This window comes from Arthrobacter sp. Y81 (assembly GCF_002929335.1).
Classification (GTDB): domain Bacteria; phylum Actinomycetota; class Actinomycetes; order Actinomycetales; family Micrococcaceae; genus Arthrobacter.
The window spans coordinates 178,800-193,408 of record NZ_PJIL01000005.1 but is presented as its reverse complement, the minus strand read 5'-3'; the positions used below and the strand labels follow the sequence as shown (position 1 = coordinate 193,408).

Below are 14,609 nucleotides of genomic sequence, written 5' to 3'. Positions count from 1 at the left end.
GAGAAGGAATAGAAATGACCGACAACAAGCTGATCATCGGCACCGCACCGGACTCCTGGGGCGTCTGGTTCGCGGATGACCCCAAGCAGACCCCGTGGGAGCGGTTCCTCGACGAAGTGGCCGAATCCGGCTACAAGTGGATCGAACTCGGCCCCTACGGCTACCTGCCGAACGACCCCACCCGGCTGGCCGAGGAGCTCAAGCAGCGCGATCTGCAGGTCACTGCGGGAACGGTATTCACCGCATTCCACCGCGGGCTGGACCAGTGGGAGACGGCCTGGGAACCGGCCCGCAAGGTCGCCGAGCTCACGGCGGCCATGGGCGGCGAGCACATCGTGGTCATCCCGGCCATGTGGCGCGACGACGTCACCGGCGAAGCGGTGGAAAGCGGCCAGCTCACCGAGAAGGCCTGGAGCGACCTGTTCGCCGGCCACAACCGCCTGGGCAAGACCCTGCTGGAGGACTTCGGCCTGAAGCAGCAGTTCCACTCCCACGCAGACTCCCACGTCGGGGCACAGGAGGACATCGAGACCCTGCTGGCCGCCACGGATTCGAAATACCTGAACCTGTGCCTGGACACCGGCCATGCCGAATACTGCGGTGCCTCCAGCCTGGAGCTCATCAAGAACTACCCGGACCGCATCGGCTACCTGCACCTGAAGCAGATCAACCCGGACATCCTCAGGAAGGTCAACGAGGAAAACATGACCTGGGCCGCGGCAAACCTTGCCGGCGTCATGACCGAGCCGCCGAACGGGCTGCCCGACCTCCGCGCCGTCATCGAAGCAGTGGAGGCACTGAACCGCCCCGTCTTCGGCATCGTGGAGCAGGACATGTACCCCGTGGCCTTCGACGTTCCCATGCCGATCGCCAAGCGCACCCGCAATTACCTGCTGTCCTGCGGTTCCCGCACGGCCGTCAACTGACAGCCGCCCAGGCTACCTGAAACGTAAGGAAAGAACAATGACTGAAACCCTTCGCGTCGCCGTCATCGGCGCTGGCCGCATGGGCGCGGACCACATCCAGCGCCTCAGCAAGCGCATCCACGGCGCTGAAGTCGCCGCCGTCGTGGACGTGGACCTCGCCCGCGCCCAGGCAGCCATCGAAGGCATCCCGGGCGCAGTGGCCCTCTCCGATGCCGAAGAGGCGCTGAACAACGGCGACGTCAACGCAGTACTGATTGCCACCCCCGGCTTCCTGCACGAGGACATCCTGCTGAAAGCACTTGCCAGGGACATCCCGATCCTCTGCGAGAAGCCGCTCACGCCCGACGCCGAATCAGCATGGAAGATCGTCAAGGCCGAGGAAAAGCTGGGCCACAATCGCATCCAGGTGGGCTTCATGCGCCGCTTCGACGCCGAGTACGCCGCCCTGGGCCAGGTCATCCGCGACCGCGAACTGGGCGAACTGCTGATGCTGCACCACCAGCACCGCAACCCCACCACGCCGCCGGGCTTCACCAACGAGATGCTGATCAACGATTCGGTGGTGCACGAATTCGACGCCATCCGGTTCTTCACGGGCGAGGAAATCACCAGCGTCCAGGTCCGCCTGGGCAAGGCCACGAAGAACGCCCCGGCCGGCCAGCACGATCCCCAGCATGTCCTGGTGGAAACCGAGTCCGGTGTGCTCGCCGACGTCGAAATCTACGTCAACGCCAAGTTTGGCTATGAAGTGGCCACGCAGGCCGCGTTCGAAGACGGCATCGTCAACATTGGCGGCGACAAGGGACCGTACACCCGCAGCGCCGGCCGCTGGGGCGGCAACGTCACCCCCGGCTTCGAAGAGCGCTTCGGTGCGGCCTACGACGTCGAAATCCAGGCCTGGGTCGACGCTGCACTCCGCGGCGAAATCGGCGGCCCCACCGCCTGGGACGGCTACGCCACCGCGGCATGCTGCGAAGCCGGCGTGGAAGCGCAGAAGAACGGCGAAAAGGTCGCCGTGAAACTGAACGACAAGCCTGCCCTCTACAGCTAGGAACGACGGGGAGGGGGCCGCGGCCCCCTCCCCGTTTCCTTCCGCTCCCATGCACAACCTGACTGATCCACAATGGAGTGTTCCTCGTGAAAATCGCACTTGACCCCACGCCGTTCCACCACTCGCACAGCCTGCTTGAATTTCCCCGGGTGGTGGCGGACCTGGGCTACAAGTACATGCAGATGACCCCGCACGCCGACTTCATCCCGTTCTACAACCACCCGAAGGCCGATGACGAACTGGTGGGCCGGCTGAACAAGGCCTGCAAGGACGCCGGGATCGAGATTGCCTCGGTCCTGCCCGTGCTCCGCTGGTCCGGCCCCGATGAAGATGCCCGCGAGGCAGCCGTCCGTTACTGGAAGCGCGTCATCCAGATCACCGTGGACCTTGGCGTCAGCACCATCAACACCGAATTCAGCGGCCGCCCCGAAAAGGCCGAAGAATCAGAGCGCGCCTTCTACCGCTCCATGGAAGAGCTGCTGCCCATCATCGAACGGGAAGGCATCGACCTGCTGATCGATCCGCACCCGGACGACTTCGTGGAGGAGGGCCTTGCCGCCATCCGCGTCATCCGCGGCCTGAACTCCAAGAACGTGGGCCTGGTGTACGTGGCCTCGCACAGCTTCCACATGAAGAACGCGCCCCTGGACATCATGCGCGCCGCGGGGGACAAGCTCCGCCTGGTCCATGTTGCAGACACCATGGACCACCACGCCTCGCACGGCCTGCGCTACATCACCAACCCGCCCGGCAACCCTGTCCGCGTGCACCAGCACCTGAAGATCGGCGACGGCGACGTCAACTGGGACGAGTTCTTCGGCGGCCTGCAGGAAATCGGCTTCCTGGACCGCGACGACACGGTCATGGTGTCCAGCGTCTTTGCCGAGGACGACAACGCGGCGGACGTTTCGCGGTACCAGCTGGAGACAATGAAGCAGTACGTCCAGAAGGTCAGCCTATGACGACCGCCGTCACCGAACAGCAGCGGCCGGTCAACCACAAACGGGCGCTGCGGACTGTCACCATCATTTCCACCTTCGGAGGCCTGCTCTTCGGCTACGATACAGGGGTTATCAACGGCGCCCTGCCCTACATGCAGGAGGACCTGGGCCTCAGCCCACTGACCGAGGGGCTCGTGACGTCCTCGCTGCTGTTCGGAGCAGCGTTCGGGGCGCTGTTCGGCGGCCGCCTGGCAGACCGCAACGGCCGCCGCAAGATGATCATGGTCCTCGCCGTGATCTTCCTGATCGGTACCCTCGCCTGTACCTTTGCGCCGAGCACCGAGGTGATGATCGCAGCCCGCTTTGTCCTAGGGCTGGCAGTCGGCGGCGCCTCAGTGACGGTTCCCGTCTACCTGGCCGAAGTCTCGCCCAGCGCCCTTCGCGGCCGGATCGTGACCCAGAACGAGCTCATGATCGTCACCGGCCAGCTGCTTGCCTTCATCTTCAATGCCTACCTCGGAAACACCTTCGGCGAAGCCGGCGGCATCTGGCGGTGGATGCTGGTGATCGCCACCCTGCCGGCCATTGCACTGTGGGTCGGGATGAACTTCATGCCCGAAAGCCCCCGCTGGCTTGCCTCGATGGGGAGCTTCGGCGAAACCCTGAGCGTGCTCCAGCGGATCCGTTCCCAGGCGGAGGCGCACGTTGAATTCGAAGAAGTCAAGTCCATGGCCGTTGAGGACTACAAGTCCAAGATGGGCTCCTGGCAGGACCTCGGCATTCCCTGGCTCCGGCGGATATTCATAGTGGGCATCGGCCTGGCCGTCATCCAGCAGATCACCGGCGTCAACTCGATAATGTACTACGGCACGCAGATCCTGGCTCAGTCCGGCTTCGGCCGCGAAGCCGCGCTGACCGCCAACATTGCCAACGGCGTCATTTCCGTGTTGGCAACATTCGTGGGCATCTGGCTGCTGGGCAAGGTGGGTCGGCGCAAGATGCTCATTACCGGCCAGATCGGCACCACCACGGCACTGCTGCTTATCGGCTTCTTCTCGCTCGTCCTGCCTGAAGGAACCGGCCGCGGCCTTGTGATCCTGGCCCTGACCGTCACGTTCCTGGCCTTCCAGCAGGGCGCCATTTCGCCCGTCACCTGGCTGATGCTGTCGGAGATCTTCCCGCTGAAGATCCGTGGCCTGGGCATGGGCGCCTCGGCGTTCGTGCTGTGGATCGTGAACTTCCTGATCGGTTTCGGATTCCCGCAGCTCTTGGCCGCCATCGGCATCTCCAGCACGTTCTTCGTTTTCGCCGGCCTCGGAGTAGGAGCCATCCTCTTCGCGGCCAAGTACATTCCCGAGACCAAGGACAAGAGCCTGGAAGACCTGGAACACTTCTTCAAGAATGTGGCCGGAAAGTAGGGCCAGCAAACAGCAAAAAGCCCCGCGGGCGCTTCGGCGCGGCGCGGGGCTTTTTGCTGTGCGGGCTCTTGCCCAGCCTCTTGTTTTGCGGGGCTCCTTTGGGACCTAGGTGTGCGCGTGCAGTTTGGGCAGCGCGTCCACCAGCGGGGCGAGTTCGGGTACTCCCTGGGCCTCGGCGAGGGCGCGTTCCAGCGTGGCGTCGTGGGCGGGGCGTGCCTCTTCAAGCAGCCTGATCCCGCTGTCGGTGAGCTCGGTGTAGATGCCGCGCCGGTCATCGGCGCAAAGGATGCGCGTCAGCAGGCCGCGGTCCTCGAGCCTGTTCACCAGCCGCGTGGTGGCGCTGGCGCTGAGCGCGGTGGCCCGGGCAAGCTGCTGCATGCGCATGTGCCAGCCGTCCTGCCGGCTGAGGGCGTCGAGCACGGTGTATTCGACGACGGACAGCTGGGCTTCGGCCTGGAGCGAGCGCTCCAGCTCCGACTCGATCAGGCCGTGCAGGGCCGCGAGGGTCCGCCAGCCCTGCGCGCGGACTTCAACGGCGTCGTCCTTGATGCCCATCTGGTACTTCCCTTCGGTTCGTGTACCCGCGGATGTGAAACGGGGCACAACAAATAATAGTTGCTTGCGCGTGGTATCTGCTTGTGCAACAATAAATAACGCGTCTGCAACTACTAGCTTACGCGCCCTACCCCATTCCGTACAGTTTTTGAAGGAGCTTCACCATGCCTATTGGCCTGATAGCCCTCGCCCTCGGCGGGTTCGGGATCGGACTCACCGAGTTCGTGATCATGGGCCTGCTGCCCGAGGTTGCCGCTGACTTCAGCGTCAGCGAGGCCACGGCCGGCTGGCTGATCTCCGGCTACGCCCTCGCCGTCGTCGTCGGCGCCCTGCTGCTCACCGCAGCCGTGACCCGCTTCGAGCGCAAACCCGTGCTCGCCGTCCTGCTGGTGCTGTTCATCGGCGGCAACCTGATCTCCGCCCTCGCCCCCGACTACTCCATGATGATGATCGGGCGGATCGTTGCCGCCCTGGCCCATGGTGCGTTCTTCGGCATCGGGGCGGTAGTGGCCGCTGACATGGTGGCCCCCACCAAGAAGGCCGGCGCCATCGCCATCATGTTCACTGGACTCACCGCCGCCAACGTCCTGGGCGTTCCGTTCGGCACCATGCTCGGCCAGGCGGCAGGCTGGCGCTCCACTTTCTGGGCCATCACGGGCATCGGCGTCCTGGCACTCGTGGGCATCCTGACGCTCGTGCCCAAGACCGGCCGCGGCGACACCGCCCCCGGAAGCCTCCGCAGCGAACTCAGCGCCTTCCGCTCCGGCCAGGTCTGGCTGTCCGTCCTCGTCACCATCCTCGGCTACGGCGGCATGTTCGGCGCCTTCACCTACATTGCCTTCACCCTCACCGAGGTCACCGGCTTCGCGGCCTCCACCGTGCCCTGGCTCCTGATCCTCTTCGGCGTTGGACTGTTCATCGGCAACACCGTGGGCGGCAAGGCGGCGGACCGGAACGTGGACCGCACCCTCCTGATGGTCCTGGCTGTGCTGGTGGTGGTCCTCGTGGCCTTCGCGCTGACCGCCGGCAACCAGCCCCTCACTATCGCCTCCATCGTCCTGATGGGCGGCTTCGGTTTCGCGACGGTCCCGGGACTGCAGATGCGGGTCATGAAATACGCCCACAGCGCCCCCACTTTGGCCTCCGGCGCCAACATCGGCGCGTTCAACGTCGGCAACGCCCTCGGTGCCTGGCTCGGCGGCGTCACCATCACCGCCGGCCTCGGCTACACCTCGCCCATCTGGGCCGGCGCCGCAATCACCCTGCTGGGCCTGGGGGTCATGGTGTTCGCGGCGGCCGCTGCGAAGCGGCACGACGGCGGGCGAGCCGGGCAAGCCGTGCCCGCCGGACACGACGGCGCGCAGGGTGGCGGCCTGCCCGAATCCGGCGTCAGCGTCAGCGCGGACAGTGAGCAGGAGAGTGTGGAACTCCAGCGGACCTAGGGCGCCTTGTGCCACAACTTGGTGGAATCACTGGGCTGAAACGTTAGGCAACTAGTCGCACGCAGACAGGAGCAGGAGCCATTGCGGGAAAGGGTCCTCGAGGGGCGCTGGCCAGGGGCGGATCCTCCATGCCTGCCGCGGGAACTTCGAACGCGGCCGTGAAGTGGTGCCAGTCCGGGAAGGGGTCTTCGGGCAGGTCCAGGTCGGGATCCCGGCCGGGGTCCGCGTGCAGGTCCAGTTCGGGATCCCAGCCTGGATCCGCGGGCAGGCCTCCGTCTAGGCCTTCGTTCGCGGCCATGAGGTGGGGCGGCCAGTCGGGTGGTTCCCAGTCCTGCTGTTCGCTGGCGTAGTACCGTCCTGAGGGTGAGGTCCATCCCGGCGGGCTGTCTTTGCTGGCCCCGGCCGGTGTCCAGGCCGAGCCGTGTTTCAGGCGGTGGTGCTTGGGGCAGGGCTGGCCCAGGTTGGAGATCCCGGTGGTGCCTCCGTCGGCCCAGGCCAGGAGGTGGTCTGCGTCGTTGTCCAGGGAGTGGCTGTTGCAGCCGGGGAAGGGGCATCTGCTGTCGCGGAGCCGGAGCCGGAGCCACTGGCGCTGGGCTTTCGTGAGGCGGTAGCTGGTCCGTCCGATTTCCAGCGGGGCACCATCGCGGGGATCTGTCAGGACCCGGTAGAAGGAGTCGGCACCGTCGGTGATCAGGCGGCGGGCCATGGACGGCGGGATCGGCCCGTACCCGTCCAGCATGGCCGGTTCACCGGTGACGCCCAGGAGGGACAGGACCGGGACGGTGATGAGGACCTGCGCCCGCGGCGACGGCACACCCCCGCACCCGCCCCCGCACGCACCGCCGTCCAGGCAAGTTCCGCCGCAAGCCAGTCCGCAGTCGGCCAGTCCGCCCGATGTCCTGCTGCAGCCCCCGGTCCCGTCGCTGGTGAGGAGCCGGGTGGCGGCGATGTCGGCGCGCAGCTGGGTCAGGGTCCGGGGTTCGTCTGGGCCTTGGAGGGCGCGGGCGGCGGCGGTGGTCCGTTCCCAGATCCCTGCGGCGGTATCGGCCGGGAGATACGCGGAGAGCCAGGCCATGCCGTCCCGGTCCGGGACGAACTCGACCCGCCGGTCCGCGGCGCACTTGGTGTTGCGTTGTTCGATGCTGACCGGGTGGTGGCGTTCCCGCCAGGTGCGTGATTTGGTGCGGAACCGTCCCGGGACGAGGTCCCCGGCCGGGCACCCGCGGGCCGGGTTCGGTGCTTCGGGGTCCAGGAAGTGCGCTTCCAGCGCCGCCGCCCCGGCCAGGTCCAGGCTGCTGGTTTCGTCCACGAGGATCCGGGCATGCTGCCAGGAGATCGTCCCGGCCTGCAGGGCCGCCAGGGTCAGCGGCAGCGAAGTTGTCAGTGCCTCGCACTCGCATAACAAGGCGCTGGCGGTGCGTTCGCTGACGGTCAGGACACAGGCGACCTCAGACACCAGCGCCATCTCCTGGACGGTGTGGTCGTGCGGGGACGCCGCCGGGGACGCCAGGGCCCTGGTGGCCTGCAGGTAGTCCGCGGTCAGCCGCACCTTCAGCGCGGCGGTCCGAGCCTCCAGCCGGGCCGCACCGGCCAGCCCGTCCAGGCAGGCATCGGCCAGATCCCGCAACGGATCGGCATCCAGCAGCGGTTCAGCGTCCCGCAACGGACCGGCGCCCCGGGACGGATCGACGCCCCGGAACGGATCCGTGTCCCGGGACTGATCAATGCCCGACTGATCAGCGTGGTCCGCGCCGGAGGTGAAGGCTGCAAGCGCAACAGCGGATGCAGCGACGGCCTCCATGGCCTCCCTGCTCTCCGCACTCCAGGCTGTCCTGCGATCCATAACCCCGTCAGATCATCAGGCACCGACAATTTTGATGCTGCCCCTTCTCCGTTACTGTCGCTGTCACCGCCACTTTTCGCTGCCGTCGTCGTCGGTTCTTGGTTGCTGCCACCGCCTTGGAATCGCCCGCGAACCAATGACTTCTTACGCGCCCACCCACTTTAGTTACGTGATTACATCCTAATGTCAGGACAAACTATTGACATGCGTGAGCTAAGTCACCATGATCGAAGTAGGCATTATTCCGGCGGCTGCAAGGTAGCAGCCCGGAGCTGAAATCAAAGGAGATTCACGGTGGCTAAATTTTCCTGGCGCAAGGCGACCCTTGTGGCGGCGGTTGTGCCGATGCTGGCAATGAGTGCATGTTCAAGCACCGGCGGCAAGCCCGCGGATTCCGGCAACGCGGCCGGCGGCGGTCAGGTCGCCACAACGGAACGGATGAAGATCGCCCTGATTACCCACGCCGCAGCAGGGGACACCTTCTGGGACATCGTTCGCAAGGGTGCCGAGGAGGCATCGGCGAAGGACAACGTTGAGCTCCTCTACACGTCCGATCCCGAAGCCGGGCGTCAGGCCCAGCTCATCCAGCAGGCTATCGACCAGAAGGTCGACGGCATCGCGGTCACACTCGCCAAGCCCGAAGCCCTAAAAGACGCCCTGCAGAAGGCTACCGACGCGGGCATCCCGATCGTCAGCCTCAACGCCGGCGAATCGGTCGCCACCCAGCTGGGGGCTTTCACGCACTTCGGTTCCAACGAGCAGCTCGCCGGACAGGCCGTCGGTACGCGGCTCGCGGCGGAGAACTTCAAACACCCGGTCTGCGTGATCCAGGAGCAGGGCCACGTCGGACTTGAAGCACGTTGCGCCGGTGTCAAGGCGAAGGTGCCTGGAACGGAGATCCTTTACGTCGAGGGCAAGGACATGACCTCCGTCCAGTCCACCGCGACGGCCAAGCTCCAGGCTACCAATGACGCCGACGTCATCATCGGCCTCGGTGCCCCCATAACCCTGACTCTCCTCAAGTCGGTCACGGACGCCGGCAGCTCTGCCAAGGTTGCAAGTTTCGACCTGAACGCGGATCTCGCCCAGAAGATCGTGGATGGTGCAGTTCTGTTCACCGTGGACCAGCAGCCGTGGCTGCAGGGCTACGGAGCCGTTGATGCGCTGTGGCAGAACAAGCGCGGCGGATTCAGTATCGGCGGCGGCCAGTCGGTCCTCACCGGACCGAGCCTCGTCGACAAGTCAAATGCGGCCGAAGTCCTGACCTTCGCCCAGCAGGGTATCCGCTAACAGCCCGCTGGCCGGGCCGGTCAAGGCCGGCCCGGCAGCAAGGAGATCTATCATGACCATGACCCAGACCAAGACAAAGTCACCGGCGCCCGATGAGCGCGTCGCCAAGCGCAGTCCGTTCCAGAAGCTCCTCGGACGTCCCGAGGTCGGTGCCCTCGTGGGCGCCATCGTCCTCTTCATCTTCTTCGCGGCGGTTTCCCCGACCTTCACCCAGCCCAGCGCCCTGGCGACCATTCTGTACGGCAGTTCCACGATCGGGATCATGGCCGTGGGGGTGTCCTTGCTGATGATCGGCGGCGAGTTTGACCTGTCCACCGGTGTTGCCGTAATCTCCTCGGCGCTGACGGCGTCGATGTTCAGCTGGTACTTCAGCACGAACGTCTGGGTTGGTGTCCTCCTGGCCCTGGTGGTGTCCTTGGGCATCGGCTATATCAACGGCTGGATCCTGATGAAGACCAAATTGCCCAGCTTCATCGTCACCCTGGCGACCTTCCTGATGCTGACAGGGCTGAACCTGGGCCTGACCCGCCTGATCGGCGGCTCAGTGTCCTCCCCGTCCATCTCCAACATGGACGGCTTCGCCTCGGCCCGGGCGGTGTTCGCCTCCTCGGTGTCCATCGGCGGCGTCGACGTCAAGATCACGGTGTTCATCTGGATCGCACTCGTCGCGGTCGCCACCTGGGTGCTGATGCGGACCCGGGTCGGGAACTGGATCTTCGCCGTCGGAGGGGACGAGAACGCGGCCCGCGCCGTCGGTGTGCCGGTCAAGGCCACCAAGATCGGCCTGTTCATGGGTGTGGGGTTCTGCGGCTGGATCCTGGGCATGCACAACCTCTTCGCCTTCGACACCGTGCAGTCCGGTGAAGGCGTGGGCAACGAGTTCCTCTACATCATCGCCGCGGTCATCGGCGGCTGCCTCCTGACCGGCGGCTACGGCTCGGCCATCGGCGGCGCGATCGGCGCGTTCATCTTCGGCATGGCCAACAAGGGCATCGTCTACGCCCAGTGGAACCCGGACTGGTTCAAGTTCTTCCTGGGCCTGATGCTGCTGCTGGCCACCATCGTCAACCTCATCGTCAAGCGCCGCGCGGAACTCAAGTAAAGGGGCCCGGAGAAATGAAAGCCAACGAGATCGACCAGCAAACGCTGCTGCAGAACGAAAAAGACCCCCTCACGCACACCCCCGTGCACCTGCTCTCCCTCGAGGGCGTCGGCAAGCACTACGGCAACATCATCGCCCTGTCCGACGTCACCATGGCCGTGGACAACGGCCGCGTCACCTGCGTCCTGGGCGACAACGGCGCGGGCAAGTCCACGCTGATCAAGATCATCGCCGGCCTGCACCAGCACGACGCCGGGGTCATGAACATCATGGGCGAGGAACGGAAGTTCTCCTCGCCCCGGGACGCCCTGGACGCCGGCATCGCCACGGTCTACCAGGACCTTGCGGTGGTCCCGTTGATGCCGATCTGGCGGAACTTCTTCCTCGGCTCGGAACTGACCTCCGGCTTCGGCCCGTTCAAGAGCATGGACGTCGAGAAGATGAAGGAGATCACGCTCAAGGAACTCGCCGAGATGGGCATCGATCTCCGCGACGTGGAGCAGCCCATCGGCCAGCTCTCCGGCGGTGAACGCCAGTGCGTCGCGATCGCCCGGGCCGTGTACTTCGGCGCGAAGGTCCTGATCCTGGACGAGCCCACCGCTGCCCTGGGCGTGAAGCAGTCCGGCGTCGTGCTCCGCTACATCCTGCAGGCCCGCGACCGCGGCCTCGGGGTCATCTTCATCACCCACAACCCGCACCACGCCTTCCCCGTCGGCGACCGGTTCCTGCTGCTCAAACGCGGCAAGTCAATCGGCTACTACGACAAGAAGGACATCACCCTCGACGAGCTCACGGCCCAAATGGCCGGCGGCGCCGAGCTCGCCGAACTCGCCCACGAACTCGAACAACTCGGCGGCCACGGCGACGTGGTCAAGGAAGTCCAGGGCGAGGTGGCAGAGGTAGCCCAGACCACCGGCAAGACCTACTAGCAGCGCGGGGGAGCAGCGTCCGCCCTTCGGGGCACGGCCCTGCTCCTTCCTGCGCCGGCCGGGCAAGGCCAGGAAGCCGCGGTCCCGCAGCGGACCGGTTCCACCCTCACAAAGTTGTGAACAATCGAAAGGACGAGCCCATGGCTTACCTGAATCAGAACTCCACCGACCTTCCCCTGCCCGTGCGGATCGGTCTCATCGGCTCCGGCTGGATGGGCGCCTTCCACGCCGAGAGCATCGCGCGCCGGGTCCCCGGCGCCGTCCTCGCGGCCATCGCCGATCCCAACGTTGAATCCGCTGAGGCACTGGCCCGGTCCCTGGGCCCCGTCAAAGTGACGGCCAACGCCGAGGATGTCCTGGCAGATCCCGAGATCGACGCAGTGATCATCGCCAGCCCGGCGCGCTTCCACTCTTCCCTCATCGCGCAGGCGGCTGCCGCGGGGAAGCACGTCTTTTGCGAGAAGCCTGCCGGACAGGGGCTCGACGAGCTCGATGCGGCCCTGGCTGCGGTGGAGGCAGCAGGCGTCCACTTCCAGGTCGGATTCAACCGGCGGTACGCAGATGATTTCCAAGCCGCCAAGAAGGACCTTGCCGCGGGTGTGGCCGGGACGCCGCAACTCCTGCGTTCGCTGACCCGCGACCCCGGCAACGGAAGTATCCCGAATGCTGCCAGGGTCCCGGCTTGGACCATTTTCCTGGAGACCCTGATCCACGACTTCGACACCCTCAACTGGTTCAACGAAGGTGCCGAGCCAGTGGAGGTCTACGCTGTGGCGGACGCCCTCGTAGAGCCCGGGCTGCGCGACCAGGGATTCCTGGACACCGCAGTGGTGACCATCCGCTACACCAATGGTGCCGTGGCCGTGGCGGAAGCAAACTTCAGTGCCCTGTACGGGTACGACATCCGCGGCGAGGTCTTCGGTTCGAAGGGGATGGTCCAGGCCGGCCGCGCAACAGAAACGGCAGCGCGCCGGTACACGGCCGATGGGATGTCTGCCGATACGCCAAGGCTCAACGTTGAACTCTTCCGGCAGGCCTACACGGATGAACTTGCCGATTTCGCGGCTGCGGTGCGTTCACAGCGCGACAGCGTGCCGCAGTCGTCGTCCGACGTCACCCTGACGCCGGGTGCCGCTGACGCCAGGCGGGCGTTGGCCATGGCGCTGGCCTGCATCGAATCGGTCAAGCGCCGAGCCCCGGTGGCCGTGGCAGGACTGCCTACAGCATCCGCACTCAGTAACAAGGCCGGAGTCTGATGCGGCTGGCAGTTTGCGCCGAGATGGTCTTCACGGACCTTCCGTTTGTGGAACGCGTGCGTCGGATCCACGAGGCCGGGTTCGACGTGGAGCTGTGGGATTCGCGCACCAAGGACATCAGTGCGCTCAAGGCCACCGGTGCCGTTTTTTCCTCCATGACCGGGTACACCTCGGGCAGCCTGGTGGACCCGGACACGGCCGATGACGTGGTGAAAACAGCCGAGTCGCTGATCCCGACCGCGCTTGAACTGGGTGTCAGCCGCATGGTGGTGCACCCGGCCGAACTCGTCGACGGGCATGCCGCGCGCCCCGTCTACCGTTCCACCGGCCGTATGTGGAGCACCGGTGCCAGGACCCTGGAGCGTCTTGGCAAGCTGGGCGGGAAATACGGCGTGACGTTCTGCCTCGAGAACCTCAACACCATTCTGGACCACCCCGGCATCCCACTGTCACGCGCCAAGGACACCCTGGCGCTGGTGCAGGCAGCCGGGCACCCCAACGCCAAACTGATGCTGGATCTGTACCACGCACAGATGGGGGAGGGGAACCTCATCGAGCTGGTGCGCACGGCTTTGCCCTATATCGGCGAGATCCAGGTGGCGGACGTCCCGGGCCGCTGTGAACCCGGGACCGGGGAAATCAACTATGCGGCCGTCGCGAGGGCGCTCGCTGACGCCGGCTACGAGGGCACCGTGGGCATGGAAGCCTGGGCCAAGGGTGACAGCGTCGCGGCGCTGGACGCCTTCCGGACGGCATTTACTGTTTATGCGGAGGAGAAATCGTGAAAGACGTCATTCTTGGCCTGGTCGGAGTGGGGCGAATCGGCGTCATGCATGCCAACAACATCGCCGCGCTGAACGGGGTCCTCAACCCGGAAGGCATTAACGTCAGGCTCCGGCTCACGGACGTCGCGGAAGAGCACGCGCGGACCGTCGCGGCCGGGCTCGGCGCCGAGTTCCTTCCCTCGGCGGAGGCACTTTTATCCTCCGGGCTGGACGGACTGGTCATTGCCACCGGAACGGCTACCCACCCGGAGCTGATCAAGGCCGGCGTGGATGCCGGCATCCCGGTTTTCTGCGAGAAGCCGGTTGCCATGAACGTGGCGGATGCACTGCCGGTGCTGGATTACATCCGGGACAGGCAGGGCGTGGTGCAGATCGGCCATCAGCGCCGCTTTGACGCCGGCTACCTGGAAGCCAGGCGGGCCTACCAGGAGGGCGAACTGGGCTGGATCCACTCGCTGCGGGCCGTCACGTGCGACATGGCACCCCCGCCCGTGGAGTTCCTGGCCAGCTCAGGAGGCCTCTTCCGGGACTGCTCCGTCCATGACTTCGACATCCTGCGCTGGCTGACCGGCCGGGAAATCGTCGAGGTGTATGCCAGGGGCTCCAACAACGGTGACCCGGCCATCGGGGAAGTGGGCGACGTGGACACGGCCCTGGCGCTGGTGACGTTCGACGACGGGACGGTCGGAACCGTCTCTGCCACCCGGTACAACGGCGCAGGCCACGACGTCCGCCTGGAAATCCAGGGTTCGGGCCGTTCTCTCATGGTCGGGCTGGATGACAAGACGGCGATGGCCTCGGCCGAAGCCGGCGTCGGCTTCCCGGCGGGGGAGCCCCACAAGACGTTTGCCGAGCGGTTCGACCAGGCGTACCGCTCCGAGATGGAAGCCTTCGTGGAGCTGATCCTGGGCCGGCGGGAGAATCCGTGCACCCCTGAGGACGCCGTGGCTGCATCCCGTGTGGCCGACGCCGCCCAGGAATCGCTGGTAACAGGACTCCCGGTCCGCGTGGCCCAGAAAGTGGCACGGTAGCCCCCGGCAAAATGTGATGCCCCCAACCGCACGCGGTTGG

13 protein-coding genes are annotated in these 14,609 nt (G+C 65.8%); 11 read left to right on the top strand and 2 right to left on the bottom strand.

The window, feature by feature from the left end:
- Window positions 1-14: 14 nt before the first annotated feature.
- From CXQ91_RS09170 to CXQ91_RS09155, 4 genes are all read left to right on the top strand, one after another.
- The gene (locus tag CXQ91_RS09170) at window positions 15-926 is read left to right on the top strand and encodes a sugar phosphate isomerase/epimerase (RefSeq protein ID WP_104173606.1); all 912 of its coding nucleotides are present in this window, start codon (window positions 15-17) and stop codon (window positions 924-926) included.
- Between the two features lie 37 nt (window positions 927-963).
- Window positions 964-1,977 (top strand): Gfo/Idh/MocA family protein, encoded by a 1,014-nt coding sequence (locus CXQ91_RS09165; RefSeq protein WP_104173605.1) that lies wholly within the window; start codon window positions 964-966, stop codon window positions 1,975-1,977.
- Between the two features lie 86 nt (window positions 1,978-2,063).
- Window positions 2,064-2,939, top strand: coding sequence for a sugar phosphate isomerase/epimerase family protein (locus CXQ91_RS09160; RefSeq protein ID WP_104173604.1), 876 nt, complete (start codon window positions 2,064-2,066; stop codon window positions 2,937-2,939).
- On the top strand, window positions 2,936-4,336 hold the full coding sequence (locus CXQ91_RS09155) for a sugar porter family MFS transporter (protein ID WP_104173603.1): 1,401 nt from the start codon (window positions 2,936-2,938) through the stop codon (window positions 4,334-4,336). The genes CXQ91_RS09160 and CXQ91_RS09155 overlap by 4 nt, the downstream gene beginning before the upstream one ends.
- Window positions 4,337-4,441: 105 nt before the next feature.
- On the opposite strand, the gene CXQ91_RS09150 is transcribed toward CXQ91_RS09155, so the two are convergent.
- Complete coding sequence (locus CXQ91_RS09150) at window positions 4,442-4,891, bottom strand: MarR family winged helix-turn-helix transcriptional regulator (RefSeq protein ID WP_104173602.1); 450 nt, start codon at window positions 4,889-4,891, stop codon at window positions 4,442-4,444.
- Between the two features lie 164 nt (window positions 4,892-5,055).
- Here CXQ91_RS09150 and CXQ91_RS09145 point away from each other — a divergent pair, with 164 nt between their 5' ends.
- Window positions 5,056-6,333: an MFS transporter gene (locus CXQ91_RS09145; RefSeq protein WP_258073906.1), complete on the top strand. Its 1,278-nt coding sequence runs from the start codon at window positions 5,056-5,058 to the stop codon at window positions 6,331-6,333.
- 43 nt (window positions 6,334-6,376) lie between these two features.
- On the opposite strand, the gene CXQ91_RS09140 is transcribed toward CXQ91_RS09145, so the two are convergent.
- Window positions 6,377-8,176 (bottom strand): HNH endonuclease signature motif containing protein, encoded by a 1,800-nt coding sequence (locus CXQ91_RS09140; protein ID WP_258073905.1) that lies wholly within the window; start codon window positions 8,174-8,176, stop codon window positions 6,377-6,379.
- 294 nt (window positions 8,177-8,470) lie between these two features.
- On the opposite strand from CXQ91_RS09140, the gene CXQ91_RS09135 reads away from it, so the two are divergent.
- The 6 genes from CXQ91_RS09135 to CXQ91_RS09110 all read left to right on the top strand — a co-directional run bounded on the left by CXQ91_RS09135 (window position 8,471) and on the right by CXQ91_RS09110 (window position 14,569).
- A complete protein-coding gene (locus tag CXQ91_RS09135; protein WP_104173600.1) occupies window positions 8,471-9,466 on the top strand; it encodes a substrate-binding domain-containing protein in 996 nt (331 codons plus the stop codon).
- A gap of 52 nt (window positions 9,467-9,518) precedes the next feature.
- The gene (locus CXQ91_RS09130; protein WP_104173599.1) at window positions 9,519-10,568 is read left to right on the top strand and encodes an ABC transporter permease; all 1,050 of its coding nucleotides are present in this window, start codon (window positions 9,519-9,521) and stop codon (window positions 10,566-10,568) included.
- Between the two features lie 14 nt (window positions 10,569-10,582).
- Window positions 10,583-11,497 (top strand): ATP-binding cassette domain-containing protein, encoded by a 915-nt coding sequence (locus CXQ91_RS09125; protein ID WP_104173598.1) that lies wholly within the window; start codon window positions 10,583-10,585, stop codon window positions 11,495-11,497.
- Between the two features lie 140 nt (window positions 11,498-11,637).
- Entirely contained in the window at window positions 11,638-12,753 is a 1,116-nt protein-coding gene (locus CXQ91_RS09120; RefSeq protein WP_104173597.1) for a Gfo/Idh/MocA family oxidoreductase, read from the top strand.
- On the top strand, window positions 12,753-13,538 hold the full coding sequence (locus CXQ91_RS09115; protein ID WP_104173596.1) for a TIM barrel protein: 786 nt from the start codon (window positions 12,753-12,755) through the stop codon (window positions 13,536-13,538). The genes CXQ91_RS09120 and CXQ91_RS09115 overlap by 1 nt, the downstream gene beginning before the upstream one ends.
- Complete coding sequence (locus CXQ91_RS09110) at window positions 13,535-14,569, top strand: Gfo/Idh/MocA family oxidoreductase (protein ID WP_104173595.1); 1,035 nt, start codon at window positions 13,535-13,537, stop codon at window positions 14,567-14,569. Before CXQ91_RS09115 ends, CXQ91_RS09110 begins: the two co-directional genes overlap by 4 nt.
- The last annotated feature ends 40 nt before the right edge of the window (window positions 14,570-14,609 follow it).